At 65.5% G+C, this 24,975-nt stretch carries 27 protein-coding genes; 19 read left to right on the forward strand and 8 right to left on the reverse strand.

The genetic code is table 11. The features are described from left to right. Positions 1-7 precede the first annotated feature (7 nt). From V8J55_RS06665 to V8J55_RS06690, 6 genes are all read left to right on the forward strand, one after another. Positions 8-589 (forward strand): cob(I)yrinic acid a,c-diamide adenosyltransferase, encoded by a 582-nt coding sequence (locus V8J55_RS06665; RefSeq protein WP_336444876.1) that lies wholly within the window; start codon positions 8-10, stop codon positions 587-589. Positions 590-796: 207 nt separating this feature from the next. Beyond that, positions 797-2,068 carry an ergothioneine biosynthesis protein EgtB gene (gene egtB / locus V8J55_RS06670; RefSeq protein ID WP_336444877.1) on the forward strand — a complete coding sequence of 424 codons (1,272 nt, stop codon included), beginning with the start codon at positions 797-799 and terminating at the stop codon, positions 2,066-2,068. A gap of 1 nt (position 2,069) precedes the next feature. After that, a complete protein-coding gene (gene egtD / locus V8J55_RS06675; protein ID WP_336444878.1) occupies positions 2,070-3,056 on the forward strand; it encodes an L-histidine N(alpha)-methyltransferase in 987 nt (328 codons plus the stop codon). Positions 3,057-3,113: 57 nt separating this feature from the next. After that, on the forward strand, positions 3,114-3,980 hold the full coding sequence (locus V8J55_RS06680; RefSeq protein ID WP_336444879.1) for a 3-hydroxyacyl-CoA dehydrogenase NAD-binding domain-containing protein: 867 nt from the start codon (positions 3,114-3,116) through the stop codon (positions 3,978-3,980). Then, complete coding sequence (locus tag V8J55_RS06685) at positions 3,977-4,579, forward strand: class I SAM-dependent methyltransferase (RefSeq protein ID WP_336444880.1); 603 nt, start codon at positions 3,977-3,979, stop codon at positions 4,577-4,579. Before V8J55_RS06680 ends, V8J55_RS06685 begins: the two co-directional genes overlap by 4 nt. 181 nt (positions 4,580-4,760) lie before the next feature. Continuing rightward, positions 4,761-5,135, forward strand: coding sequence for a hypothetical protein (locus V8J55_RS06690; RefSeq protein WP_336444881.1), 375 nt, complete (start codon positions 4,761-4,763; stop codon positions 5,133-5,135). Between the two features lie 43 nt (positions 5,136-5,178). Here the strand turns inward: V8J55_RS06690 and V8J55_RS06695 are convergent, their stop codons facing one another. The 3 genes from V8J55_RS06695 to V8J55_RS06705 form a co-directional block, all read right to left on the reverse strand. Further along, the gene (locus tag V8J55_RS06695) at positions 5,179-5,496 is read right to left on the reverse strand and encodes an MliC family protein (protein ID WP_336444882.1); all 318 of its coding nucleotides are present in this window, start codon (positions 5,494-5,496) and stop codon (positions 5,179-5,181) included. A gap of 13 nt (positions 5,497-5,509) precedes the next feature. Beyond that, on the reverse strand, positions 5,510-6,139 hold the full coding sequence (locus tag V8J55_RS06700) for a beta/gamma crystallin-related protein (RefSeq protein ID WP_137889687.1): 630 nt from the start codon (positions 6,137-6,139) through the stop codon (positions 5,510-5,512). 119 nt (positions 6,140-6,258) lie between these two features. Beyond that, entirely contained in the window at positions 6,259-7,611 is a 1,353-nt protein-coding gene (locus V8J55_RS06705; RefSeq protein WP_336444883.1) for a NupC/NupG family nucleoside CNT transporter, read from the reverse strand. A gap of 127 nt (positions 7,612-7,738) precedes the next feature. Here V8J55_RS06705 and V8J55_RS06710 point away from each other — a divergent pair, with 127 nt between their 5' ends. The 6 genes from V8J55_RS06710 to V8J55_RS06735 are packed head-to-tail and all read left to right on the forward strand — an operon-like array spanning position 7,739 to position 11,825. Next, on the forward strand, positions 7,739-8,386 hold the full coding sequence (locus tag V8J55_RS06710; RefSeq protein WP_336444884.1) for a queuosine precursor transporter: 648 nt from the start codon (positions 7,739-7,741) through the stop codon (positions 8,384-8,386). Then, the gene (gene argB / locus V8J55_RS06715) at positions 8,383-9,291 is read left to right on the forward strand and encodes an acetylglutamate kinase (protein WP_443030791.1); all 909 of its coding nucleotides are present in this window, start codon (positions 8,383-8,385) and stop codon (positions 9,289-9,291) included. The genes V8J55_RS06710 and argB overlap by 4 nt, the downstream gene beginning before the upstream one ends. A gap of 44 nt (positions 9,292-9,335) precedes the next feature. Then, the gene (locus V8J55_RS06720; protein WP_336445717.1) at positions 9,336-9,635 is read left to right on the forward strand and encodes a YggT family protein; all 300 of its coding nucleotides are present in this window, start codon (positions 9,336-9,338) and stop codon (positions 9,633-9,635) included. Continuing rightward, positions 9,635-10,531: a bifunctional methylenetetrahydrofolate dehydrogenase/methenyltetrahydrofolate cyclohydrolase FolD gene (gene folD, locus V8J55_RS06725; RefSeq protein ID WP_336444885.1), complete on the forward strand. Its 897-nt coding sequence runs from the start codon at positions 9,635-9,637 to the stop codon at positions 10,529-10,531. Before V8J55_RS06720 ends, folD begins: the two co-directional genes overlap by 1 nt. Next, positions 10,531-11,199, forward strand: coding sequence for a hypothetical protein (locus V8J55_RS06730; RefSeq protein WP_336444886.1), 669 nt, complete (start codon positions 10,531-10,533; stop codon positions 11,197-11,199). Before folD ends, V8J55_RS06730 begins: the two co-directional genes overlap by 1 nt. Further along, complete coding sequence (locus V8J55_RS06735) at positions 11,196-11,825, forward strand: MarC family protein (RefSeq protein ID WP_037512727.1); 630 nt, start codon at positions 11,196-11,198, stop codon at positions 11,823-11,825. The genes V8J55_RS06730 and V8J55_RS06735 overlap by 4 nt, the downstream gene beginning before the upstream one ends. 54 nt (positions 11,826-11,879) lie before the next feature. On the opposite strand, the gene V8J55_RS06740 is transcribed toward V8J55_RS06735, so the two are convergent. Beyond that, positions 11,880-12,569 (reverse strand): OmpA family protein, encoded by a 690-nt coding sequence (locus V8J55_RS06740; RefSeq protein ID WP_336444887.1) that lies wholly within the window; start codon positions 12,567-12,569, stop codon positions 11,880-11,882. Positions 12,570-12,791: 222 nt separating this feature from the next. Here V8J55_RS06740 and V8J55_RS06745 point away from each other — a divergent pair, with 222 nt between their 5' ends. After that, the gene (locus V8J55_RS06745; RefSeq protein WP_336444888.1) at positions 12,792-14,114 is read left to right on the forward strand and encodes a hemolysin family protein; all 1,323 of its coding nucleotides are present in this window, start codon (positions 12,792-12,794) and stop codon (positions 14,112-14,114) included. A 38-nt stretch (positions 14,115-14,152) separates the two neighbouring features. Here V8J55_RS06745 and V8J55_RS06750 read toward each other — a convergent pair whose 3' ends face one another. The 4 genes from V8J55_RS06750 to purD all read right to left on the reverse strand — a co-directional run bounded on the left by V8J55_RS06750 (position 14,153) and on the right by purD (position 17,334). After that, entirely contained in the window at positions 14,153-14,581 is a 429-nt protein-coding gene (locus V8J55_RS06750) for a hypothetical protein (RefSeq protein WP_336444889.1), read from the reverse strand. A gap of 121 nt (positions 14,582-14,702) precedes the next feature. Next, positions 14,703-14,972, reverse strand: coding sequence for a hypothetical protein (locus V8J55_RS06755; protein ID WP_336444890.1), 270 nt, complete (start codon positions 14,970-14,972; stop codon positions 14,703-14,705). A gap of 160 nt (positions 14,973-15,132) precedes the next feature. Next, positions 15,133-15,954, reverse strand: a complete 822-nt coding sequence (locus tag V8J55_RS06760; protein WP_336444891.1) for a hypothetical protein — start codon at positions 15,952-15,954, stop codon at positions 15,133-15,135. Between the two features lie 102 nt (positions 15,955-16,056). After that, positions 16,057-17,334, reverse strand: coding sequence for a phosphoribosylamine--glycine ligase (gene purD, locus V8J55_RS06765; RefSeq protein ID WP_336444892.1), 1,278 nt, complete (start codon positions 17,332-17,334; stop codon positions 16,057-16,059). On the opposite strand from purD, the gene xseA reads away from it, so the two are divergent. The 6 genes from xseA (at position 17,333) to V8J55_RS06795 (ending at position 24,884) form a co-directional block, all read left to right on the forward strand. Further along, positions 17,333-18,751 (forward strand): exodeoxyribonuclease VII large subunit, encoded by a 1,419-nt coding sequence (gene xseA / locus V8J55_RS06770; RefSeq protein WP_336444893.1) that lies wholly within the window; start codon positions 17,333-17,335, stop codon positions 18,749-18,751. The genes purD and xseA overlap by 2 nt on opposite strands. A gap of 76 nt (positions 18,752-18,827) precedes the next feature. Continuing rightward, entirely contained in the window at positions 18,828-19,040 is a 213-nt protein-coding gene (locus V8J55_RS06775) for a DUF2093 domain-containing protein (RefSeq protein WP_037516223.1), read from the forward strand. Continuing rightward, entirely contained in the window at positions 19,037-19,969 is a 933-nt protein-coding gene (locus tag V8J55_RS06780) for a M23 family metallopeptidase (RefSeq protein WP_336444894.1), read from the forward strand. Before V8J55_RS06775 ends, V8J55_RS06780 begins: the two co-directional genes overlap by 4 nt. 270 nt (positions 19,970-20,239) lie before the next feature. Continuing rightward, positions 20,240-23,209 (forward strand): TonB-dependent receptor plug domain-containing protein, encoded by a 2,970-nt coding sequence (locus V8J55_RS06785; protein ID WP_336444895.1) that lies wholly within the window; start codon positions 20,240-20,242, stop codon positions 23,207-23,209. An 87-nt stretch (positions 23,210-23,296) separates the two neighbouring features. Then, on the forward strand, positions 23,297-24,586 hold the full coding sequence (locus V8J55_RS06790) for an aspartyl/asparaginyl beta-hydroxylase domain-containing protein (RefSeq protein WP_336444896.1): 1,290 nt from the start codon (positions 23,297-23,299) through the stop codon (positions 24,584-24,586). Between the two features lie 58 nt (positions 24,587-24,644). Further along, positions 24,645-24,884 (forward strand): hypothetical protein, encoded by a 240-nt coding sequence (locus tag V8J55_RS06795; RefSeq protein WP_336444897.1) that lies wholly within the window; start codon positions 24,645-24,647, stop codon positions 24,882-24,884. The last annotated feature ends 91 nt before the right edge of the window (positions 24,885-24,975 follow it).

Consider the following 24,975-nt stretch of genomic DNA (forward strand, 5'->3'; position numbering starts at 1 on the left):
GGCGCGCATGGTCAAGCTCAACAAGATCTACACGCGCACCGGCGACGACGGCACCACGGGGCTCGTCGACGGATCGCGCATCGCCAAATCGGACGCGCTGATGGCGGCGATCGGCGACGTCGACGAAGCGAACAGCGCGATCGGGATCGCTGCTGCGGTGTTGGCGCCCGATAGCGACGAAGCCGCGATGCTCGCGCGAATCCAGAACGAGATGTTCGACCTCGGCGCCGATCTGGCGACCCCGCCCGACATCCAGTTCGGTTTCGGTCCGCACGAAATGGCGCTGCGCATCGTGCCGAGCCAGATCGCGCGGCTCGAGGACGAGATCGACGGCATGAACGACGCGCTCGATGCGCTCAAAAGCTTCATCCTGCCCGGCGGCACCGAAGCCGCGGCGCGGCTCCACCTCGCGCGCGCGGTGACGCGGCGCGCCGAACGCGCCGCCGTCGCGGCGGGGGCGACGCGTGACCTCAATCCGATCGCGCTCAATTATCTCAACCGCCTGTCGGACCATCTGTTCGTGCTCACGCGGCACGTCAACGCCGCCGCGGGCGGCGATATCCTCTGGAAGCCCGGCGCGACGCGCTGACCCCTGCGCTTTCCCAACTCGTCATCCCGGCGAAGGCCGGGATCTCAACCTCCCGTTCTTTGGCACCGTCGAGATTCCGGCCTTTGCCGGAATAACGAACAAAGGGGAGTGCAGATGTTCCCTAAATGTTCCTAGACATTCCATCGCGCCGTAACCATAATCCGGTGAACAGCGAAACCGAATCGCACCCCGGGGGATTGTCTCACCATGGCCAGCCGCACCGACGCCCAAAATCGTACCGATCCGCTGGAAGAGCTGACGCGGCGCTTCGTCGCGACACGGCGGCTGTCGCTCGATCTGGTGGCGACGCTCTCCGATGCCGATGCGAGCGCACAGTCGATGCCCGACGCCTCGCCCGCCAAATGGCACCTCGCGCACACGAGCTGGTTCTTCGAAACCTTCATTCTGCGCGATCATGTTCCGGGTTATACGCTCTTCGACGAGCGCTATCCCTTTCTGTTCAATAGCTATTATGAAGCCGAAGGGCCGCGTCACGCGCGCCCGCATCGCGGCCTACTGACGCGCCCGTCGCTCGATGAGGTCTGCATCTGGCGCGCGCACGTCGATGCCGCGGTCCAGACCGCGCTGCCCGATCTCCCGGCGAGTGCGCTGACGCTTGTCGACCTCGGCATTCATCACGAGCAACAGCATCAGGAATTGCTGCTCACCGACCTCAAACATCTCTTCGCACAAAATCCGCTCGGCCCGGCGGTCTGGAACCGCGAAACGCGAATCGCGAGTGAAGTTACGCAGTTTTCCGCGATGAAATGGATCAAGGGTGCGGACGGCGTGGCGAAGGTCGGGCATGACGGCCCCGGCTTCGCCTTCGACTGCGAAGGCCCGCGCCACGATGCGCTGCTGACCCCACACGCGCTCGCCAGCCGCCCGGTGAGCAATGGCGAATGGCAGGAATTTATCGCCGACGGCGGCTATCACACCCCCTCGCTCTGGCTCAGCGACGGCTGGGCATGGGTGCGCGCCGAGGATATCGAGGCGCCGGCCTATTGGGACGGTGACCGCCAGTTCACGCTTTCGGGCTGGCAGGATATCGACCCGGCCGCGCCGGTGACGCATATCAGCTTTTTCGAGGCCGACGCCTTCGCAAGCTGGGCCGGCGCGCGCCTCCCGACCGAACAGGAATGGGAAGCCGCGGCGTCGTCGTTCGATCCGTACGGCGGCCAGCAGCTCGATACCGCCGGACCGGTGCAGCCCGGCCCCGCCGACGATGACACCGGCTTGCAACAGATGTTCGGCAGCGTGTGGGAATGGACCGGCAGCGCCTATCGCCCCTATCCCGGCTTCCGCGCTGCGCCCGGCGCGGTCGGCGAATATAATGGCAAGTTTATGAGCGGCCAGTTCGTCCTGCGCGGCGGCAGCTGTGCGACCCCGCGCGGCCATCTCCGCGCCTCCTACCGCAATTTCTTCTATCCCCACCAGCGCTGGCAATTCACCGGCGTGCGGCTAGCCAAGGATCTTTGATATGGGCGTTGTCCGCCATCTCCGTCAGGTCGATGCCGATGCCGCCGGCGTCGATATCGCCTTTCGCGCCGACGTCCACGCCGGCCTCAGCCAGCAGCCAAAGGCGATACCCGCACGCTGGTTCTACGACGCGACCGGCTCGGCGCTGTTCGAGGATATCACGGCGCTCCCCGAATATTATCCGACGCGCAGCGAAACCGACATGCTCGTTCGCCACGCCGCCGACTTCGCGGCCGCGATCGGCCCGGGCCGCGCGGTCGTCGAACTCGGTTCGGGCAGCTCGACGAAGACGCCGCTGCTGCTCGATGCGATCGCGCCCGCCGCCTATGTTCCCGTCGACATCTCGGGCGACTTCCTGCGCGACAGCGCGCTGGCGCTCGCGGCGCGCTTTCCGAGGCTTCCCATCTATCCGGTCGAGGCCGATTTCACCCAGCGCGTCACGCTCCCCGACGAAATCGCCGACCTGCCCAAGCTCGGCTTTTTTCCAGGCAGCACGATCGGCAACATGGTCGCACGCACCGCGATCGACCTGTTGCGCAACTGGCGCTGCGCGCTCGGCGAAGGATCGCTCCTCCTCATCGGTATCGACCGGATCAAGGATGTCGCGACGCTTGAGCTGGCCTATGACGATCCGGCGGGGGTGACCGCGGCGTTCAACCTCAACCTGCTCGAACGGATCAACCGCGAGCTTGGCGGCGACATTCCGGTCGAGAATTTCGCCCATCGCGCGGTGTGGGACGACGTCCACGCACGCATCGAAATGCACCTCGTCGCGGCGTGCGACATCGAGTTCACCGTCGACGGGCGCGGCTATGCGATGGCGAAGGGCGAAACGATTCACAGCGAGAACAGCCATAAATACGGCGCGCGCGACGCCAACCTGCTGTTGCGCGCGAGCGGCTGGACGCCGATCACGACGTGGGACGACGCCGATCCGGCCTTTGCCCTGATCCTTGCCGAGGCGACCGCTTTCCGCTCCGCCCCTTGACGCGCGAAACCGAGGCCGTAGGGGCACAGGCACGGTTTTCAGCGAAAAGGGCAGCATATGATCGTCGGCGTTATCGGTGCGGGACAAATGGGTGCGGGCATTGCGCAGGTGTCGGCGGGTGCCGGGCATGATGTGCTGCTCTCCGACATCGACCTGGCGCGCGCCGAAGCGGGCAAGGCCGGTATCGCCAAGGCGCTCGGCCGCCTCGTCGCCAAGGAAAAGATGACGCAGGCGGACGCCGACGCGCTGCTCGGCCGCATCACTGCCGTCGCCGATCACGGCGCCTTCGCGCCCGCCGACCTCGTCATCGAGGCGGCGACCGAGCGCGAGGAGATCAAGCGCGCGATCTTCGCCAGCGTCGGCCAGCATCTGTCGGCGACTGCGATCCTCGCCAGCAACACCAGCTCGATCCCGATCACGCGGCTGGCGCAGGCCGCGCCCGACCCGGCGCGCTTCATCGGCGTTCATTTCTTCAATCCGGTCCCGGTAATGGGCCTGATCGAACTGATCCGCGGCCTCGCCACCAGCGACGACACGCTCGCAAAGGTTGAAGCCTTTGGCCGCGGTCTCGGTAAGGAAATCGTCCATGCAAATGACGCGCCGGGCTTCATCGTCAACCGCGTGCTGATGCCGATGATCAACGAAGCGGTTTTCGCGCTCGGTGAGGGCGTCGCGACGATGCAGGATATCGACGCCGGCTGTCGTTTGGGCCTCAACCATCCGATGGGCCCGATCACGCTCGCCGATTTCATCGGGCTCGACACCTGCCTCGAAATCATTCGTGTGCTCTACAGCGGCACCGGCGATCCCAAATTCCGCCCGGCGCCCCTGCTCGTCCAATATGTCGACGCGGGCTGGGTCGGGAAAAAGGCCGGGCGCGGCTTTTACGACTGGACGGGACCGGAGCCCGTTCCGACGCGGTGAGCGGATACGACGCCCGCACCCTCGCATTCTACGCGGCGGAAGCGCCGGTCTATGCGGCGTCGGGCAAGCTGGGCGTGTCGCGTCACCTCGATCGCTTCCTCGACCGGCTGCCGGCCGGAGCCGACATACTCGAACTGGGATGCGGCGGCGGGCGCGACGCCGCGCACATGATGGCGCGGGGCTTTGCGGTCGACCCGACCGACGGCGTCGCTGAGATAGCTGCGAAAGCGGAAGCGCAGCTGGGCCGACCGGTCCGCGTGATGCGCTTCGGCGAACTCGATGCCGCCGCGCGCTATGATGCCATATGGGCGTCGGCCAGCTTGCTCCACGTGCCGCGCCGCGATCTTCCGGGCGTGATTGCGCGTATCCATCGCGCACTCAAGCCCGGCGGGTTGCATTTCGCCAGTTACAAGGGAGGCGCGGCCGAAGGACGCGACCGCTTCGGGCGCTATTTCAACTATCTTGCGTGCGCAGAACTCGAATCCATCTATCGCGAAGCCGCTGTCTGGGATTTACTCGATATCTCCGAAGGTGTCGGCGGCGGCTATGACGGTGCGCAGGGGCCGTGGGTTCAAATCACCTTGCGTCGTCCGCGATAAGGGCCGGCCGATGGAGCCGGAAGGCGTCCGGTGCGTTGGGTATTATGGATGCAGGGGATATATGATCATGCGTAACAAGACCTTATTCGCTCTGGCCACCGCTCTTCTTGCCGGAGCCATGCCCGTTCAGGCGCAACAGGGAGCGCCCGAGGAATCAACCATAAAGGATACCGCCAATTCGGTGACCGAACCGTTCGATGGCAAGGAAGCGCCCGCCAAGCTTTTGGCTATTCAGGGCAATCCCTATTCACTGGCGGGCCTCGGAAAGTGCGCCGCCATCGTCAAGGAAGTGGGCGAGCTCAACGAGGTTCTGGGTCCCGACGTCAACGAGCAGGTCGACAAGGACCGCGCCAAGAAGCGCGAGGAAACCGCCGGCCGCGTCGCCGGTACGGTGGCGGGCGGGATTATTCCCTTTCGCGGGTTGATCGCGGAGGTCACCGGGGCCAACGCCGAACGGCGGCGCTACGCGCTCGCGGTCTATGCCGGAACGGTGCGCCGCGGTTTCCTGAAAGGTGTCGGGCTTGAGCGCGGTTGCAAGGCGCCCGCCCGGCCGTGATGGCGGAAAAGCGGCCCGCCACAGGCGAACCGCTTTTCGAGCTTTACAGCGGCGTCGCGATCGCGCGGCAGCTTTCGGGCGCCGAACGCAGCGCGGTGTTCCACATCACGCCATTGCCCTGCCGGTGCAGGCGTGCGCCGCTCTTGTTCTCGTAAATCTGGCCGCTGTTCGCGGGGGTCGATTTGAGCACCATCGTCCGGCCGCCATTGACGCGGACGATCGCGCCGTCACCGACATAGTTGACGTTCAGCCGAGTGCCGCGGTCGCATTCATATGCGGTTCCGGTTTGGCGGGGCACCGACGAACAGGCCGCAAGCGCGAGGATCGCGGCGCCCGCCGCGACAAGAGTTGCCGTCTTCATATATGCCTTCCCCTCAGTAGCCCGACCGCACGCACAGCACGTCGGCGAGGTAGACCCGCCCGCTGACCGTTTCCATATGCTCGCGCGCCGACCCGTTCCAGCCGATCGAGCGGCACCAGGTGTCGGCGGTCTGCGAAGCGCAATTGGCGGTCGCCGACCCGCGCGCGCAGGCGAGCACGCGATAGTTGCGCTCTGCGGGCTGGGTGTGGAATTCAGCAAAATTTCCGCGCGCGACCTGGTCGTTGGCGGGCGGGTTCGGGTTCCAGCCGCCGCCCCCGCCACCGCCGCCAACCGGGCGGATCGACTGGATGGTGAGGCCGCGCAGCACGTTGTTCAGCATCGGCGTGTCGCGATCGACGGTGCGGCAATTGCCGCGGTAGCGCGTCCTTTCGCACAATTCCCAGCGTCCGTTCGGGACGCGGATCGAATTGACCGGCCAGGCGAGGCCAAGGTTGGGCTTTTCCTCGCCGATGAACACCGCGGGACCGCGATAGCCGGCGTCGCGATAGATCGTCGCTTCGGGCGGGCGATCGGGGCGGTAGCGTTCGGTCTCGGCCGTCTGGGCATAGGAGGTGGCGAGGAAGCCCGCCCCTATCGACGCCGCGGCCGCGGCAAGGATCGACAAACGATAAGCGGTTTTCATGGCAGCCTCCCATTTTGCGAACGCGACCCGGGATTTGTTATTTATCCAAGTTTACGCCATTCGCAGGCGGCTTGCAAATTCTCCCAATCGCCCGGGCCGGTTACGCTACGGCACACAGATCAGGGTTCCTCGGCGGGTTCGGTCGCCGGGGTGCTTTTCGGCGTGGTGGTCGGCGTGGCCTCGGTGGGCGCCGCAGTCACGGGCGCGACCGGCGGAGGTTCGGCGAGGGGCGGTGCGACGCCCAGCATCAGTCCCGCGAGCGCCGCCGACATCAGGTTCGACAGGCTGCCCGCGAGCAGCGCCTTCAGCCCCAGCTTGGCGATCATCGGGCGCTGGTTCGGGGCGAGGCCGCCGGTCACCGCCATCTGGATCGCGATCGAGCTGAAATTGGCGAAACCGCAGAGCGCAAAGGTCGCAATCGCGACCGCCACCATCGACATGTCGCCCTGCGCTTTGCCGAGGTCGATGAACGCGACAAATTCGTTGAGCACGATCTTGCTGCCGAACAGGCCGCCGACCGCCGCGCTTTCGTCCCATGGCACGCCCATCAGCCACATGACGGGGCGAAAGATCGCGCCGATCACCGCCTGGAACGACAGGTCGGGATAGCCGAACCAGCCACCGATCCCGGCGAGAAGGCCGTTGGCGAGCGCGACGAGCGCGACGAAAGCGAGCACCATCGCGCCGACCGCGACGGCGAGCTTGACGCCGGTCTGCGCACCCTGCGCCGCCGCCATGATGATGTTCGCGGGCTTTTCCTCGTCATGGCTGGCCTCGGGCATGATGACGGGCTCGATGCCGAGATCCTTGGGATCGTCGGGCATCATGATCTTGGCCATCAATATGCCGCCGGGGGCCGACATAAAGCTCGCGGCGAGAAGGTAAGGGAGCAATTGCTCCCCGATCATGCTCGCATAGGCGCCGAGGATCGTGCCCGCGACGCCCGCCATGCCGACGGTCATCACGGTGAACAGCTGCGAGGGGCTAAGGCCGGCGAGATAGGGCCGGATCACGAGCGGGCTTTCGCTTTGCCCGACAAAGATGTTCGCCGCGGCGCCGAGGCTTTCGACCTTGGTGATACCCGTGATCTTCTGGATCGCCCCGCCGACCCATTTGATCACCAACTGCATGATGCCGAGATAATAGAGGATCGAGATGAGCGAGGCGAAGAAGATGATGACGGGCAGCGCGGCGATCGCGAAGCTGTTCGCGCCCATTTCGGGCGAGGCGAGCGGGCCGAAGATGAAGTCGGTTCCGGCCTTGGCATAGCCGAGGAGGTTCGAGACGGCGTTCGACATCGCCTGGATCACCGCGCGGCCCCACGGGGTGCCGATGACGAGCACGGCGAAGCCGGCCTGGAGCAGGAAGGCGGGGACGACGACGCGAAGTCGAATCCAGCGACGGTTCGACGAAAAAAGCACGGCAATCGCAAGCAATGCGACGATGCCGAGCAGACCGATCAGGCGTTCCATAATGTAAGTGCGTCCCCCGCAAATTTAATGGGCCTGTCTAACGGGCTTTGGCGCCGGGGCAAGAGCCGCGCGCCGAGCCGTGTTTCTCGGACTTTCCAGCACCCGCAAAAGCGATTAAGCGGCCTCGATGGAAAATAGCTCTTCGCGCGTGATCGCGCCTTCGTTGCTGCTGTTCGCGATCCTCTACGGCGGCATGGTTCCGCTCGGCGGTTTCCTGGGGGCAAAGCAGGTCGCGCTGGGCCCGCTGGCGGTCGAGGCCGGGATTTTCCCCTTTTTGACGCTGATCGCGATTTCGAGCGGGATCGCCGAACTGCACGGGCGTGTCGTGGCCGACAGGCTGGTGCGGCTGGGCTTCATTCCGCTGATCCTCGCGATCGTCCTGACGGTGTTCGTGCTGCAATTGCCGACCGACGAGGGCATGTACGAGCCCGCGAAGGAGGCTTTCCCGATCATCGTCGGACAGGGCTGGCGCATGATGGCGGCGGGAATCCTCGCTTATGGCGTGTCGGTCAGCCTCAACGTCTGGCTCTTTTCGCGGATGACCGCGAACAACGGCCGGCTGCTGCCGCTGCGCGGTTTTGTCGCCGCGGCGCTCAGCCAGATCATCGATACGTTGATCTTCATCACCGTCAGCTTCTATGGGGTCCGCCCGATCGGCGACCTGATGCTCGGCCAGATGATCGCCAAGATCGTGTTGTCGGCGGTGATGGTGCCGTTGCTGGTGATGGCGGTGGTGGCGCTCGGCCGCTACCTCGATGCAAAGAACGCCGGATGATGTCGATGACCGATCCCTCGAAAATGCCCGACCTGCTTGCCAAGGCCGAAACGCTCGTCGAGGCGCTGCCCTATCTGCAGCGCTATGCGGGCGAAACTTTCGTGATCAAATATGGCGGCCATGCGATGGGCGACCCCGAGGCGCAGCGCGACTTCGCCGAGGATGTCGTGCTGTTGAAAGCGGTCGGGATCAACCCCGTCGTCGTCCATGGCGGCGGGCCGCAGATCGGCGCGATGCTGAAACAGCTCGGGATCGAATCGACCTTCGTCGGCGGGCTTCGCGTCACCGACGCTGCGACCGCCGAGGTCGCGGAGATGGTGCTGGCGGGCAAGATCAACAAGGAAATCGTCAGCTGGATCGCGGCACTCGGCGGCCGTGCGGTCGGGATTTCGGGCAAGGATGCGAACCTCGTGCTCGCCGAAAAGGTCACCCGGACCGAGCCCGACCCCAATTCGGGGATCGAGCGCCATGTCGACCTGGGTTTCGTCGGCGAGCCGGTGGCGGTCGACCCGACGATCCTCGTCAATCTGACCAAGGATAATTTCATCCCGATCGTCGCGCCGGTGGCGCTCGGCGCCGACGGCGCGACCTATAATATCAACGCCGACACGATGGCGGGCGCGATCGCGGGTGCGCTCGGCGCGAAACGCTTCTTCCTGCTTACCGACGTCGCCGGGGTGCTCGACAAGTCGGGGGCGCTGCTCACCGACCTCGACCGCCCGGCGATCGACGAACTGAAGCAGGACGGGACGATCACCGGCGGCATGATCCCGAAGGTTGAGACGTGCGTCGCCGCGGTCGATGCCGGGGTCGAGGCGGCGGTCATCCTCGACGGGCGCATCCCGCACGCGATGCTGCTCGAAATTTTCACCGCGAGGGGTGCAGGCACGCTCATTCACCGCTAAGAGACGCGGCAAGACCCTTTTTCGGAGAAATCGCCTTGCTTCTCATGCTCCTCCAGATCGTCCACATCATCCTGACGGTCCTGTGGTGGTTCATCATCGCGCAGGCGGTGATGTCGTGGCTGATCGCGTTCAACGTCATCAACACGCACAACCAGTTCGTCGGTCAGCTGTGGACCGTGCTCGACCGGATCACCGAGCCGCTCTATCGTCCGTTCCGCCGCATCATGCCCGATTTCGGCGGGCTCGACCTGACCCCGATGCTGGTGCTGATCCTGATCATCATCCTCGACGGGCCGGTGCTGAACTATCTCGCGAGCCTCGCCTACGCCAACGGAATGGCGTGATGACCGCTGCGCAGGTGATCGACGGCAAGGCTTTCGCCGCCGGCCTGCGGGCGCGGATTGCCGATGCAGTGCCGGCGTTCAAGGCCGCGACGGGCCGCGCGCCCGGCCTTGCGGTCGTGCTCGTCGGCGACGATCCGGCGAGCGCGGTCTATGTCGGGTCGAAAGGCAAGGCGACGGTCGCCGCCGGCATGGAAAGCTTCGAGCATCGCCTGCCCGCGACCGCGACGCAGGACGAGGTCGAGGCGCTGCTGCGAGAGCTGAATGCCGACGCGGCGGTCGACGGCATCCTCCTCCAATTGCCGCTGCCCGGCCATCTCGACGAACAGGCGGCGGTCGCGACGATCGATCCCGACAAGGATGTCGACGGGCTGACCCCGGTCAGCGCCGGGCGCCTCGCGCTCGGCATCCCCGGCATGGTGCCGTGCACCCCCTATGGCTGCCTGTTGTTGCTGCAGGACCGGCTTGGCGATCTGTCGGGCAAGGATGCGATCGTCGTCGGGCGCTCGATCCTCGTCGGTAAGCCGATGGGGCAGTTGCTGCTCGGCGCGAACTGCACCGTGACCATGGCGCACAGCCGGACGAAGGATCTGCCCGCGCTCGTCCGCCGCGCCGATATCGTCGTCGCCGCGGTCGGCCGCGCCGAAATGGTCAAGGGCGACTGGGTCAAGCCCGGCGCGATCGTGATCGATGTCGGCATCAATCGCCTGCCGCCCGCTGAAGGCGCCGCGAAAGGCCGGCTCGTAGGCGACGTCGATTATGACAGCGTCGCCGCGGTCGCCGATGCGATCACGCCGGTTCCCGGCGGCGTCGGCCCGATGACGATCGCGTGCCTGCTGCGCAACACGCTCGTCGCCGCGCACCGTCGTGCCGGGCTTGCCGATCCGGAGGGTTTTTGATGCGCCGTCTGGCTGTCGCGGTCCTTTCGCTTTCGGTGATTGCGGGCGGTGCCGCGGCGGCACGCGAACGCGACCCGCTCGCAGCGAACCCCAGCGCATTTATCGCCGCCGAGATCGGTTTTTCGCGGCTGGCGCAGGAAAAAGGCCAGTGGACGGCGTTTCGCGAGACCGCGGCGCCCGAGGCCGTGATGTTCGTGCCGCAGCGCGTCAAGGCACGCGACTGGCTCAAGTCGCAGAAGGACCCCGCCGAGGCGGTGAAGTGGCAGCCGCATGCGGTCTATACCAGCTGCGACGGCAATGTCGGCGTCACCACGGGCGCGTGGCAGAAGGGGCCAGCGAACGGCTATTTCACGACGGTCTGGCTGCGCGATCCCAGGAAGGGCAAGCTCACCTGGACCCTCGACCATGGCGATGCGCTCGCGACCCCGCGCGAAGCCCCCGATTTCATCGCGTCGAAGCAGGCGGTTTGCGGTTCGCGTCCCTCGGTGCCGATCGCGGCGGGCGGCGAGGGTGAAGATATGGCGGTTGGCCTGTCGCCCGACCAGACGTTGAGCTGGACGTCGACCGTACGCGCCGACAAATCGCGCCGCGTCACGATCCGCCTGTGGGACGGCAAGGAGATGGCAACCGTCATCGACGACCAGGTCGCGGCGCCGAAACAGCCATGATCGATCTTTTCATCTCGGCGTTCGTGACGCTGTTCGTTGTCATCGACCCGCCGGGCTGTGCGCCGATCTATGCCAGCCTGACGACGGGCGCGAGCGCGGCGCAGCGCCGGTCGATGGCGATCCGCGCGACGGTGATCGCGGGGCTGATCCTCGTCTTCTTCGCGATGTTCGGCGAAGCTTTGCTGAGCTTCCTCCACATCGACCTCGACAGTTTCCGCATCGCGGGCGGGATTATGCTGTTCATCATCGCGATCGACATGGTGTTCGAAAAGCGCACCGAGCGGCGCGAACAGCGCGCCGAGAAGGTGATGGCGACCCCCGAGATCGAGGATGTTTCGGTGTTTCCGATGGCGATGCCGATGCTCGCCGGGCCGGGGTCGATCGCGTCGGTGATGCTGCTCGTGTCGCAGAACAGCGGGCTCGACCGCGCTTTCGTGATCTTTGGCGCGCTGCTGCTCGTGCTGCTGCTGACGCTGGCGGCGCTGCTGTCGGCGGGGCCGTTGATGCGGCTGATCGGCAACAAGGGCGAGGCGGTGATCACGCGGCTGCTCGGCGTGCTGCTCGCGGCGCTCGCGGCGCAGTTCGTGATCGACGGGCTGAAGGCGAGCTTCCCGAGCCTCGGATAAAAAGGGGCGCCGCCTTGCGGCGACGCCCTTTCTTTTCCACGGGAATGGAAATTCTTACTGCGCCGCGTTGACGTCGTTCTGGGTGACCGGCGCGATGCGGATTTCGACGCGGCGGTTGCACTGATAATCGGTCTCGCTGCGTTCGGGCGAGCATTTGAGCTGCGATTCGCCGTAGCCGAGCGTCGCCATGCGCGCGCGCTGGATGCCGCGGCCGCCGAGATAGTCGGCGACCGACGCCGCGCGGCGTTCGGACAGCCCCTGATTATAGGTGTCGCTGCCCGTCGAATCGGTGTGGCCATAGACGTCGATATAGGTGCTCGGATATTCGGCGAGCGTCGATGCGACGCTATCGAGCGCGCTGCGGAACTGCGATTTCACCATCGCGCTGTTGAGGTCGAAGGTCACGTCGCCGGGCATGTTGAGTACGAGCTGGTCGCCCTGGCGTTCGACGTCGATGCCGGTGCCCGCGGTGCGTTCGCGCAGCTTCTTTTCCTGCTGGTCCATATAATAGCCGACACCCGCGCCGGCGACCGCGCCGATGCCCGCGCCGACGATTTCCTCGGTGCGGCTGTTGCGCCCGCCGATCAGGTCGCCGAGCAGATAACCGCCGAGCGCGCCGCCGACGCCGCCGATCGCGGCCTTCGATATCTTGCGCTCGCCCGTCACCGGATCGGTGACGCAGCCGGTCAGCGCGATCGCGCCGATGCTGGTCAAAATGGTGAGCTTGATCGTCTTGCTGTTCATCTTTTTCGCTCCCTTTATCCGGCGGATGCCTCGCGTCCCTGGCATGCCGCCCTTCCTTGCCGATAACATATGGCTGGCGATCTGGTTCCAAAATTCGCCTGAACGCCGACTGAGCAGGGCATTCAGGCGTGCGCCATTGTGCAATGCGCCGCCTTTCGCTTATAGGGTGGGCATGACCGACACTGACAGGGGCCGGGCGCCGATGCGCCGTACGACCGCCCAATGACCCCTTTTCCCTGGTCGGATGTTGTGATCATCCTGGTCCTCATCCTGCTCAATGGCGTTTTCGCCATGTCCGAACTCGCCATCGTTTCCTCGCGCGACCCGCGGCTGCAGGCGGCCGAGAAGCGCGGCAGCCGCGGCGCGAAGATCGCACGCCAGCTTGCGTCGGACCCCGGCCGCTTTCTGTCGACGGTGCAGGTCGGCATCACGCTGATCGGCGTGCTGACCGGCGCCTACTCGGGCGCCAGCCTTGGGCAACCCGTCGCCGACCGGCTTTCGGCCTGGCTGGGGCTCGATGCCGAGAATGCGGAGGCGGCGGGCTTTGCCGCGGTCATCGCGCTCACCACCTATTTCTCGTTGATCGCGGGCGAGCTGGTGCCCAAGCAGTTCGCGCTGCGCGCACCCGAACGGATCGCGATCGCGGTGGCGGTGCCGATGTACTGGCTGTCGAAAATCGGCGCGCCGCTCGTCTGGTTGCTCGACGCGAGCTCCGCGCTCGTCTTTCGCCTGCTCGGGCTGAAACGCGAATCGGAAGATCGCGTGACCGCCGAGGAATTGCATTTGATCGTCGCCGAGGCGTCGAAATCGGGGGTGATCGAGGAAAGCGAACGCGCGATCATCTCGGGCGTCGTGCGTCTTGCCGACCGGCCGGTGCGCGAGGTGATGACGCCGCGCAAGGATGTCGACTGGGTCGATATCTCGCTCGATGCGCGCGGCGTGCGCGACAAATTGCTCGAAACCCCGCACAGCCGCCTGCCGGTCGCGCGCGGGTCGGCCGACGATATCGTCGGTGTCGTGCAGGCGCGCGACATCGCTTCGGCGCTGTTCCGCGGCGACGTGCTCGACCTCGAGCAATTGATGCGGCCGGCCAAGGTGATCCACGACCAGATCGACGCGATGGACGCGCTCGAGGCGCTGCGCGCCGCCGATGTGCCGATGCTGTTCGTCCACGACGAATATGGCCATTTCGAAGGGCTGGTGACCCCCGCCGACCTGCTCGCCGCGATCGCCGGCGAATTCGCGTCGGATCAGGATATCGGCAGCGAACCCTTCGTCGTCGAACGCGACGACGGCAGCCTGCTGATCGCTGGATCGATGCCCGCCGACCAGATGGCCGAACGGCTGGGGATCGAACTCGGCGACGACCGCGATTACGCGACCGCCGCGGGCCACGCGCTCGCGATCCTCAAGCATCTGCCGAAGGAAGGCGAGCGCTTCACCGACAAGGGCTGGCGCTTCGAAATCGTCGATATGGACGGGCGCAAGATCGACAAGCTGCTGGTCACCGAGGTGCGCAAGCCGAAGGACGACGAAGCGGAATAGGCATGGCTTAAGGCCACAAAAGCCCCGCATGAACGCCTTCAAAATGAGCCCTTTGTGGCTTTAAGCGGCGCCGCATCCTCGCGCAGCGCCGAATGGACGATGTCCATATCCGGGCCGCCGGTGACGTCGATCGCACCGCCGCGCAGCACCCGGACGGTGGTGATGCCGTTGAGCGCGCGATCCATCGCATAGTCGAACTGCCGCATCCGGCCCATTGCGATCGCCCGATCCCATGCCTGCGCAAAGCTCTCCGCACCAGGGCGGTCGCGCAGCCGATAGGCGGAGCGGCGACCCATGCCGACGGCGCGCGCCGCTTGCCCGACCGAGCCCATCGCTTCGAGCGCGCGGATGAAGCATTGCTGCGTTGTCGGTGTCCAGCCGTCGGCGCGGCGGCGTTGCTGCGGCACGGGATGGAAGGCGAGGCAGGTGCCGGCGAGTAGCGGCGCGGGCGGGTGCGTAGGTTCCATCGGCCAGTTTGGAGCATGGCGTAGGAATGTAGGAAAGCGAAATTTGCGGGTCTGCTTCCGCTTCGGGGTGGGGAGCGGACCGGCAATTTTAAGTGGCGGCGACGAGTATACAACGACGAAACTAAGGGCTCGTGATGACCACAAAAATCCGGCGGGGTTCTTCCACTTGCGCTAGAAACAGCGGGCCTTTGGCGAGTACGCCTTGCATTCTATTCTGGTCGCCAAAGGGATGCTCCCAACTTTGGGCAGCGCGCTCAAGGCTCTTGAAAAAACTTACCTTACATTCGGCGCTCGGCACCTCAAAATAAGCAATGTGAGCGTCCATCATCTGCTTATCCCAAGGAAGAGCGCTCGACCCGGCGCAAATATCCAATCCATAGTTCGAGCTCAATTCGTTGATCGTTAGCTGCCGCGTTTCAGTGCGAGAGCACGCGCTAAGCAGCAGTGATGCCGAAACGCCGCACAGGACGAATAGATATTTCGAAAAGCCCGCGCGCATACATCATCGATAGCGACCGTGGTGAATGTCTGCAATCGGTCGTTAGCCGCCCTTATAGCTCCCCGCCCAGCGCACCATATTTCGCCTCGAACCCGGCTTTGTCGCCGCGCGCGAGAAAACCCGCCTGGTCGACGATATTGTCGCGTGCGATGCGGCCCTGGAAGGCGCCGAGCTGCGGGTCGATCCGCGCGATGTCGGCGTCGGTCCAGTCGGCGATCTGCTGGAAGCTGCTGACGCCAAGGCCGTTCAACAGCACGACGAGCTTAGGGCCGACGCCTTTCAGCAGTTGCAGATTGTCGGGGCCGGTTTTGGGCGCCGCCGGGGCGGGCTTCGCGGCGGGTGGCGGCGGAACGGTCGGTTCTTCGGGAATGGTCGCCGTTTCAGCCGGCGCCGGCTTGGCGGTCGCCTTCTTCGTCGCGGGTTTGGCGGCTGCCTTGGTCGCGGGCTTCGCAGCGGGCTTTGCTGCCGGTTCCTTGGCTACGACATTCTTTGCGGCGGGCTTTGCGGCAGTTTTGGGCTTCGCCGCCGGCTTGGGAGCCGGGGGTGGGGCCTCGGCAGCGGGCTCGGCCACGGGGGCCGGCGCGGGTGCGGGCTCAGGCGCGGGTGGCGGTGCCTTGGCGGCGGGTTCGGGCGCCGGGGGCGGGGCTGCCGGAGCGACGGGCTGCGGCTTCGGTTCGATCGGCTTGAAGCGTGCGGGCTCGGCGGCGATGATTTCGGGCTTCACCGGTTCGAGCGGCTTCGCGGGCTTCGTCGGTTCGACGGTCGGGCGTGCAATCTCTTCGGGTTTCGCGCGTCCGAAGAGCCACCACAACAGCACGACGGCAACGACGAGGCCGACGACCGCGATAATCCAGTTTTCCTGAAGCCAGGCCATGATTGTCTCCCTATGTTGCGGATAGCCTATGCGGCCGTACGGGCCTGGTCGACTTATATTTATTCGTCATTCCCGCTTTCGCGGAAATGACGAGGTGGCGTGTTAGTCGGCTTCGCGCGCGACCTCGCGCCAGCCGATATCGCGGCGGCAGAAGCCGGTCTTGAAATCGAGCTTGTCGACCGCGGCATAAGCGCGCGCCTGCGCCTCGGTCACGGTGCGCCCCGTCGCGGTGACGTTGAGCACGCGCCCGCCCGCAGCGACGATCTGGCCGCCCTCGCGCGCGGTGCCGGCGTGGAAGACGCGCCCGCCGCCCGCTTCGGCGTCGGCGATGCCGTGGATCGCGCCGCCCTTTTCGGGGGTGGCGGGGTAGCCGTTCGCCGCCATCACGACGGTCAGCGCATAATCGCTGGCGAAAGCGGGCGGCGTCGCGTCGGCGAGCGCGCCGGTCGAGGCGGCGTGGAGCAGCGCGGCGAGGTCGCCGGCATAACGCATCATCAGCACCTGGCATTCGGGGTCGCCGAAGCGGGCGTTATATTCGATCAGCTTCGGCCCGGCATCGGTGAGCATGAGGCCCGCGAACAGCACGCCAACATAAGGCGTGCCCTCGGCGGCGAGCGTCGCCACCGTCGGCCGGATGATGCGGTCCATCACCTGGGCTTCGAGATCGGGGGTGAGCACGGGGGCGGGGCTGTACGCGCCCATGCCGCCGGTGTTCGGCCCGACGTCGCCGTCGCCGACGCGCTTGTGATCCTGCGCGCTGCCGAAGGCGATCACGTCGGTGCCGTCTGAGAGCGCGAAGAAGCTCGCCTCCTCGCCGGTCATAAATTCCTCGATCACCACCTCGGCGCCCGCGCCGCCGAAGGCGCCGTCGAACATATCGTCGATCGCGGCTTCGGCTTCGGCCTGCGTTTCGGCGATGATCACGCCCTTGCCCGCGGCGAGGCCGTCGGCCTTGATCACGACGGGAATCGAAAAGCCTTCGAGCACGGCGCGCGCTTCGTCGGCGGAGGTGCAGCGGACATAGGCGGCGGTCGGGATCGAAGCACGGGCGCAGAGATCCTTGGTGAAGCCCTTAGATCCTTCGAGCCGCGCCGCGGCGGCGCCGGGGCCGAAGACCGCGACGCCCAGGTCGCGCAGCCGGTCGGCGAGGCCCGCGACGAGCGGGGCTTCGGGGCCGACGACGACGAAATCGATCGCATGCGCCTTTACGAAGGCGATCAGGCCATCGAGATCATCGGCGGTGATGGCGACGCATTCGGCGTGCGCCTCGATCCCCGGATTGCCCGGCGCGGCATAGAGCTTGGCGCAGCTTGGCGATTGTGCCAACTGCCAGCTGAGCGCATGTTCGCGGCCCCCCGATCCGACCAGCAGGATATTCATGTCAGTCCCTTTTCCCGATACGGCGTCCGACGATGGCACCGAAGCGCGGCTGTTAGCCGAGGCGGCGCCCGGCGACAATGCACCGGCGCTGTCGGTCAGCCAGTTATCGGCGGCGATCAAGCGCACCGTCGAGGACGGCTTCGCGCGCGTGCGCGTGCGGGGAGAATTGTCGGGGGCGAAACGCGCGGCGTCGGGGCATTTTTATGCGGCGCTGAAAGACGATAATGCGCTGATCGACATGGTGATGTGGAAGGGGCAGGCGGCGCGGCTCGCGTTCCGGCCCGAGGACGGGATCGAGGTGATCGCGACCGGCAAGCTCACCACCTATCCGGGGCGGTCGAAATATCAGCTCGTCGTCGATACGCTCGAGGTCGCGGGCGAGGGCGCGCTGATGCTGCTCTTCGAGAAATTGAAGGCACGGCTTGGCGCCGAAGGGCTGTTCGACCGGACACGCAAATATGACCGGCTGCCGTATCTGCCGCGCACGATCGGCGTCGTGACCTCGCCGACCGGCGCGGTGATCCGCGATATTCTCCACCGGCTTGCCGATCGCTGCCCGACGCATGTCATCGTCTGGCCGGTGCTGGTGCAGGGCGATGGCGCGGCGGCGCAGGTCGCGGGTGCGATCCGCGGTTTCGATGCCATCGCGCCCGGCGGGCCGGTGCCGCGTCCCGACCTTGTCATCGTCGCGCGCGGCGGCGGGTCGATCGAGGATCTGTGGGCGTTCAACGAGGAGATCGTCGTGCGCGCGATCGCCGATTGCCGCATCCCGACGATCAGCGCGGTGGGGCACGAGACCGACGTCACGCTCGCCGACTATGCCGCCGACGTGCGCGCGCCGACCCCGACCGCGGCCGCCGAGATGGCGGTGCCGGTGCGTGCCGAACTGCAAGCGCAGCTCGCGACGTGGAACGGGCGGATCATCGGCGCGGCGAACCGGCATCAGGCGCTGGCGGGCGAGCGGCTGACCGCCCTCGCACGCCACCTGCCGAAACGCGACGCGCTCTATGCACCGCAGCGCCAGCGGCTCGACGATGCGGGCGACCGGCTCGACCGCAGCCAGCGCCACCGGCTTACGGTGATTTCGGAGCGGCTTGCGACGCGTGGGGCCGCGCTGCGGCCCGCGCTGCTCGCGCGGCGCTGGGACCGCGACCGGGCGCTGCTCGAAGGGTTGGGGCGATTGCTCGACAGCCTCGACCCGCGGGCGCTGCTGTCGCGCGGCTATGCGATGGTGCGCGATGGCGGCGGTGCGATCGTGACGACCGCGGCGAAGGCGCGCGCTGCGGGGGACCTGCAGCTACAGTTCGCGGACGGCGAGGTGCCGGTCGTTGTCGGCGATGGTCCGCCACCCACGCCCAAGCCGCCGCGCAAGGCGCCGCCGCCGGAGCCCAAGCGGGGGCAGGGCGAGCTTTTCTGAGATTGGCGGGGGTGGCCGCGCGGCGCGATGCTGCTATGGTCGCGGCAACAGCTTACCGCCGAATGGATAGAGAATCATGTTGATCGCCAGCCGCAACCGCCTTGCCCGCCTGCAATATGGACCGAACGGGTTTCGCGTCCTCGCGCCCGGCGACCATGTGCTGTGCGCGGTAAGCGGCGCGCCGATCGGGCTCGACGAGCTGCGCTATTGGTCGGTCGCGCGGCAGGAACCCTATGCCAGTGCCGAGATATCGGTGCAGGCCGAACTGGACGCCGCGCGCAAGGCATGAGGTTCGGGGCCGACGGGCTGCGGTACGGGGCGGCGTTGGCGCTCCTGATCGTTGCCGCCGGCTGCGTTCCGGCGGCCGACACCGAAACCAGGCCCGCACCGCGCCCGGCGGTTCAGCCCGTCGCCACGCCGCCCTCTCCGCCCGCACCGCCGCGCGCGCCGGTCCGCGCAGGCTTCACGCTCGCCGGGCTTGCCGAACAGGGCGCGGTGATGATCGGACAGGCGCCCAGCGATACGCGCGCGCTCACCCTCGACGGCAAGGCGATTCCGCTCGCCGCCGACGGCCGTTTCCTGATCGCGTTCGACCGCGATGCCGGAGCAAGCGCGCGGCTGGTTGCGACGCTCGCCGATGGACGCTTGGTCGAGCGCCTCATCGCGGTCGCGCCGGGCCGCTGGCGGCTCGAACATATTAACGCGCCCTATCGCGGCGGCGCGGCGAGCGACGCCGATTTCGAACGCCGCCGCCCCGCCGAACTCGCTGAGATCGCCGCGGCGCGCAATATGCAGGTCGATTCGGACGGCTGGCGGCAGACATTTCGCTGGCCGGTGACGGGGCGCCTGTCGGGCTTCTTCGGGTCGCAGCGTATCTATCAGGGCAAGCCGGGCAGCTATCACAGCGGCACCGACGTCGCGGTGCCCGCCGGAACGCCGTTCGTCGCGCCCGCCGACGGCGTCGTCGTGCTTGCCGCGAGCGCCCCCTTCACGCTCGAGGGCAATCTGCTGATCGTCGATCATGGCATGGGATTGTCGAGCGCGTTCCTCCATTGCCAGCGGCTCGATGTGAAGGTCGGCGACCGGGTGGTGCAAGGGCAGGTGCTGGGCACCGTAGGGCGAACCGGCCGCGCAACGGGCCCGCATATGCACTGGGGGCTGAAATGGCGTGACGCGCGGCTCGACCCCGGCAAGCTGGCGGGACCGATCAGCGGCTGAGCTTGGCTGGGGTGCGCGCGAATTCGTAACCAGTGAAACAATATGTCGTGGAATAGCGCGCTTCAGCACATAGTGTGTCGTGGATTTCCGGGTTTGTTGCAAATACGTCACAATGGCTTCCGAAACGGCTGATTGCGCCGGGAATTTGCTTTACTCGACATGAACGAAGTTACATCCCGCACGCTATCGGGGCATCTGTGCGCGTCGGCTTTGGCTGGTCGTGCGGGGGGTCCGGGTAATTTCAATCCACCAGTAGCAAGGGACTGCACTGTGAAGAAAACCCAATATTCCAAGCTGAGGCTAGGCGCTGCGCCGCTCGTATTGAGTGTCGCCCTGGTTTCGGCTCCTGCCTTTGCGCAGGACGCCGCCGAAGAAGCTACCGCACAGTCGGAAATCGTCGTCACCGGTACGCTGATCCGTAACCCCAATCTGGCGTCGTCCAGCCCGGTTAACGTGACCTCGTCCGACGAAATTCAGCTTCGTCAGTCGAACGTTGCCGAAGATATCCTTCGCGACGTTCCCGGTGTCGCCGCCAACGTCGGTTCGTCGGTCAACAACGGCAACGGCGGCGCGTCGTTCGTCGACCTTCGCGGTCTCGGCCCGAACCGCAACATCGTTCTGCTCGACAGCCAGCGGATCGTCCCGGCCGACCTTGGCGGCAACGTCGATCTTAACAACATCCCGCTTGCTCTCGTCGAGCGCGTCGACGTGCTGACCGGTGGTGCAAGCACGACCTATGGCGCCGACGCCGTTTCGGGCGTCGTCAACTTCATCACCAAGCGCGATTTCGCCGGTGTCGATCTTTCGAGCGGCTTCCAGATGACCGAGCGCGGCGACGGCAAGATTTTCCGGGCCGACCTTGTTATCGGTGCGAATTTCGACGACGGACGCGGTAACGCCGTCCTCAGCATTGGCTACCAGAAAGCCGACCCGGTCTATTTCGGCGGCGAACGTCCGCGTTCGGATCTGACCATCGATTCGTTCGATGGCACGGGCGCCGGCGCATCGGGCACCGCCTCGCCGTCGCGCTTCTCGATCAACAATGTCGGCAATCGTCAGATCGATCCGGCAACGGGCAATCTTGTGCCGCAATTCGCCCTGTTCAACTTCAATCCGTACAACATCTTCCAGACGCCGTTCGAACGTTACAACATGTTCACCTCGGCGCGCTACGAAGTCAGCGATTCGGTTGAAGTGTTCGCGCGCGGCCTGTTCTCGCAGAACACCGTCAAGACGATCATCGCACCGTCGGGCGCGTTCAGCAGCCCGGTCTTCATTCCGCTCAGCAACCCCTATATGACGGCGGGCGCACGGAACACCTTCTGCGCCAACAACGACTTCAACCCGAATGTGACGGGCATTCAGACGTTGACGCCCGCACAGTGCGCGGCGGCGGCCACGGCAACCGATCCCAACGATCCCAACTATCGCGAAGTCTCGACCAACCTCGGTCGTCGTCTTGTCGAGGCCGGTGGCCGTATCAGCAGCTACAAGACCCAGATCTTCGACTTCATGGCTGGCGTGCGCGGGGCAATCACCGACACGCTTCGTTATGAAGTTTCGGGGAACTATGGCGAGAGCGAAAATACGCAGACCATTCTCAACTATGTCTCGCTGCCCCGGATGCAGCAGGCGCTCCGCGCCACCAATACGACGACTTGCCAGGATCCGTCGGGCGGCTGTGTCCCTGTGAACGTGTTCGGCGCCTCGGGCAGCATTTCGCCTGACCAGGTGGGCTTCCTGCTCGTCCCGGCAACCTCGGGCAACCGCGCGTCGCTGGTGCAGGTTCGCGGCCTGATTTCGGGTGACCTGGTGGCGGTGTCGGAAGATGCAGATCCCATCTCCTTCGCTGTCGGCACCGAATATCGCAAATATACCGCGGAAGTCTTCGCCGATCAGCTGGCGCAGGATCCGGGTGCGCTCGGCGGCGCCGGCGGCGCCACCGTTCCGGTCAAGGGCGGCTATGATGTTCGCGAAGTGTTCGCCGAAGTCGTTGCCCCGCTCTTTGCCGGCCTGACGGCCGAAGCGGGCGTGCGCTATTCGGATTACAAGGTCGATTCGGTCGACAACCAGAAGTACAGCACCTGGACCTACAAGGCCGGTCTGACCTGGGAGCCGATCGACAGCCTGAAGCTGCGCGGCAACTATCAGCGCGCGGTACGTGCGCCGAATATCGGCGAGATCTTCACGCCGAATTCGGTCGGTCTCGTCAACCTGAAGCGCGATCCTTGCCAGAGCAATGGTGCCGCGATCGCTGCTACCTCGAACCTCGGCCGGGTTTGCGCGGCGCAGGGCGCACCGGTCAACGGTGCGGGCTTCATCTCCGCATTCGACCCGCCTTCGGCTGGTCAGATCAACGCATCGTTCGACTATTCGGCCGCTCTCAAGCCGGAAAAGGCCGATACGTACACGATCGGTGCGATCTTCCAGCCCAGCTTCGTTCCGAACCTGACGCTGTCGGTCGATTACTATAACATCATCATCAACGATGCGATTTCGTTCCCGACGGTCGGTGACATCCTCACCGATTGCTTTGCGAACTTGACCGCGTCGAGCGCGACCTCGGCGGCCTGTACGTCGATCCGCCGCGACCCGGCAACCGGCGGCCTCGACGGCGACCCCAGCAGCACGCCTGGTGTCCCGCTGGCGCTGACCAACAGCGGTCGTCTGGCGACCGATGGTATCGACGTGACGGCGAACTGGAAGACCGACCTTAGCGACGACATCTCGCTGTCGCTGAACTTTGCCGGTAACTACACGCTTCATTCGAAGTTCCGCTCCAAAGCGGGCGGTCTGAACCGTGAGTGCGTGGGCTATTACAGCATCAACTGCACGCCGACCGGTTCGGATCTTTCGGGCGGTTCGATCCTGCCGAAGTTCTCGTTCAACCAGCGCACCACGCTGTCGTTCGGCGATGTCGACGTCTCGCTCCTGTGGCGTCACATCTCGGGGACGAAGCAGGAACCCTTCGATGCCGACGAAACGCAGTTCGGCACCAACGGACCCGCTTTCCCGGCGTTCCGGAAGATCAAAGCCCACAACTGGTTCGATCTGACGACCCGCGCCAGCGTCTCGGAAAACTTCGAACTGACGCTGTCGGTCATCAACCTGCTCGACAAGGACCCGCCGACGGTCGGCTCGAACATCGGTTCGACGACCTTCAACAGCGGCAACACCTATCCGTCGACTTACGACGCACTTGGCCGCCGTTATGCGATTGGTGCCCGTCTGAAGTTCTAATCGACGGACTTCGCGAAAAAAGGAAAGGCGGGCCTTGTGCCCGCCTTTTTTTTTGCGTCAAATTCCGGCGTGGGTTATCGCGGTGCGATGAGCAATTCGGATGTATTGAGCCTTGTCACCGCCGCGGCGCAGTCGCGGCGCGACGGTGATATCGGGCGAGCCGTCGATCATCTGCGGGCAGCGCTTTCGCGCGCGCCCAAGGATCCGGTCGTGCTCAACAGCCTTGGCATGATGATGCTGGACGAAGGGAAGCTGCCCGACGCGCGCGATTATTTCGAGCAAGCGATCGCGGCGGACCCGTCGGCGCCGGATCTATGGATGAATCTGGCCAAGACGCACCGTCTCGCGGGCGACGACGGATCGGAAGCCACGAGCCTTGATCAAGCCTTGGCGATCGACCAGCGTCACTTCATGGCGAATGTGCGCCGCGCCGAATTGCACGAGAAGCGCGGCGAGGCTGCAGGCGCGATGCACCGTTGGTCGGGCGTCATCGCGCTGGCCGAAGCGATGGGGCCGGCGAATGCGGCGCTCGACCAGGTACTGGCGCATGCGCGGCGCTATATCGCGGGTGTCGCCCAAGGCTTTGAAGCCAGCTTTGCGCCACGGTTGGCGAGGTTTCGCGCCGGTGAAACCAACCCCCTCGCTCTGCGGCGTTTTGAGGCCTGTGTCGGCGGCGTGCTCGGCCGGCGGCGGGTTTATGCCAATGAATGCCATGGATTGCATTACCCCTTTCTCCCGGCCGACGAATATTTCGATCGCGGCCATTTCCCGTGGATCGAACGACTCGAGGCGCAGACCGATGTCATTCGCGGCGAGCTGTTGGCGCTGCTGGCCAGCGATGGCGAACGGTTGGAACCCTATGTTCGCCAGGAACCGGGGACGTCGCCGAACAAGTGGACCGCGCTGGACAATTCGCCCGACTGGAGCGCCTGGTTCCTATGGAAGCATGGGGTGCGTCAGGACGAAGCCTGCGCCCGCTGCCCGCAGACCGCGGCCTTGCTCGAAACCTTGCCGATGTCGGATATTCCGGGGCGTTCGCCGAGCGTCTTCTTTTCGATTCTTCGCCCGGGTGCGCATATTCCGCCGCACACCGGCGTCACCAATGTGCGCGGCATCGTCCATTTGCCGCTCGTCGTCCCGCCCGAGTGCGGATTTCGCGTCGGAGGTGAAACGCGCCAGTGGGAAGAAGGGCGCGCTTTCGTGTTCGACGACACGATCGAGCACGAAGCCTGGAACAAGAGCGATGCGCTGCGGGCGATTCTGATCTTCGATGTCTGGAATCCCCATCTTGACCAGTCGGAACGCGAAATGCTGCGTGGCCTGTTTCAAGAAATGGCCGACTATGGGCTCGACGAGAGCGCCAGTATCGATGATTGATGGACGAAGCGGACGCTATATTGTACATTTTCGCGTCCTCAACAAAGCGAGCTGATCGATGTCGCATTTCATCATGGCATTTCTTCTTCTTGGTTCCGGTGCCGAGGCACCGCCGCCTTCGCCGCCGCCCGCTGCCGATCCGGTGATCTGTAAGCGGTTTGACGAAACGGGTTCGCTCGCCCGCAAGCGCAAGGTTTGCCGTACAAAGTCGGAATGGAGCAAGGCGACGTCCGAACTGCAAGACTCGATGAACCGTTTTGTCGAGGATCGCCGGGGCCGTCCGCCGTCGGGCAATTGATGTGGGCTTCGGCCGTGCGACGATACCCGCTGCGCCATCGCACGGCGTAGCGCGGCCCGCCTCTCCCGCCGGCGAAGAGCGCCCCAATCCT

It is taken from the genome of Sphingopyxis sp. CCNWLW2 (genome assembly GCF_037095755.1).
Lineage (GTDB): Bacteria > Pseudomonadota > Alphaproteobacteria > Sphingomonadales > Sphingomonadaceae > Sphingopyxis.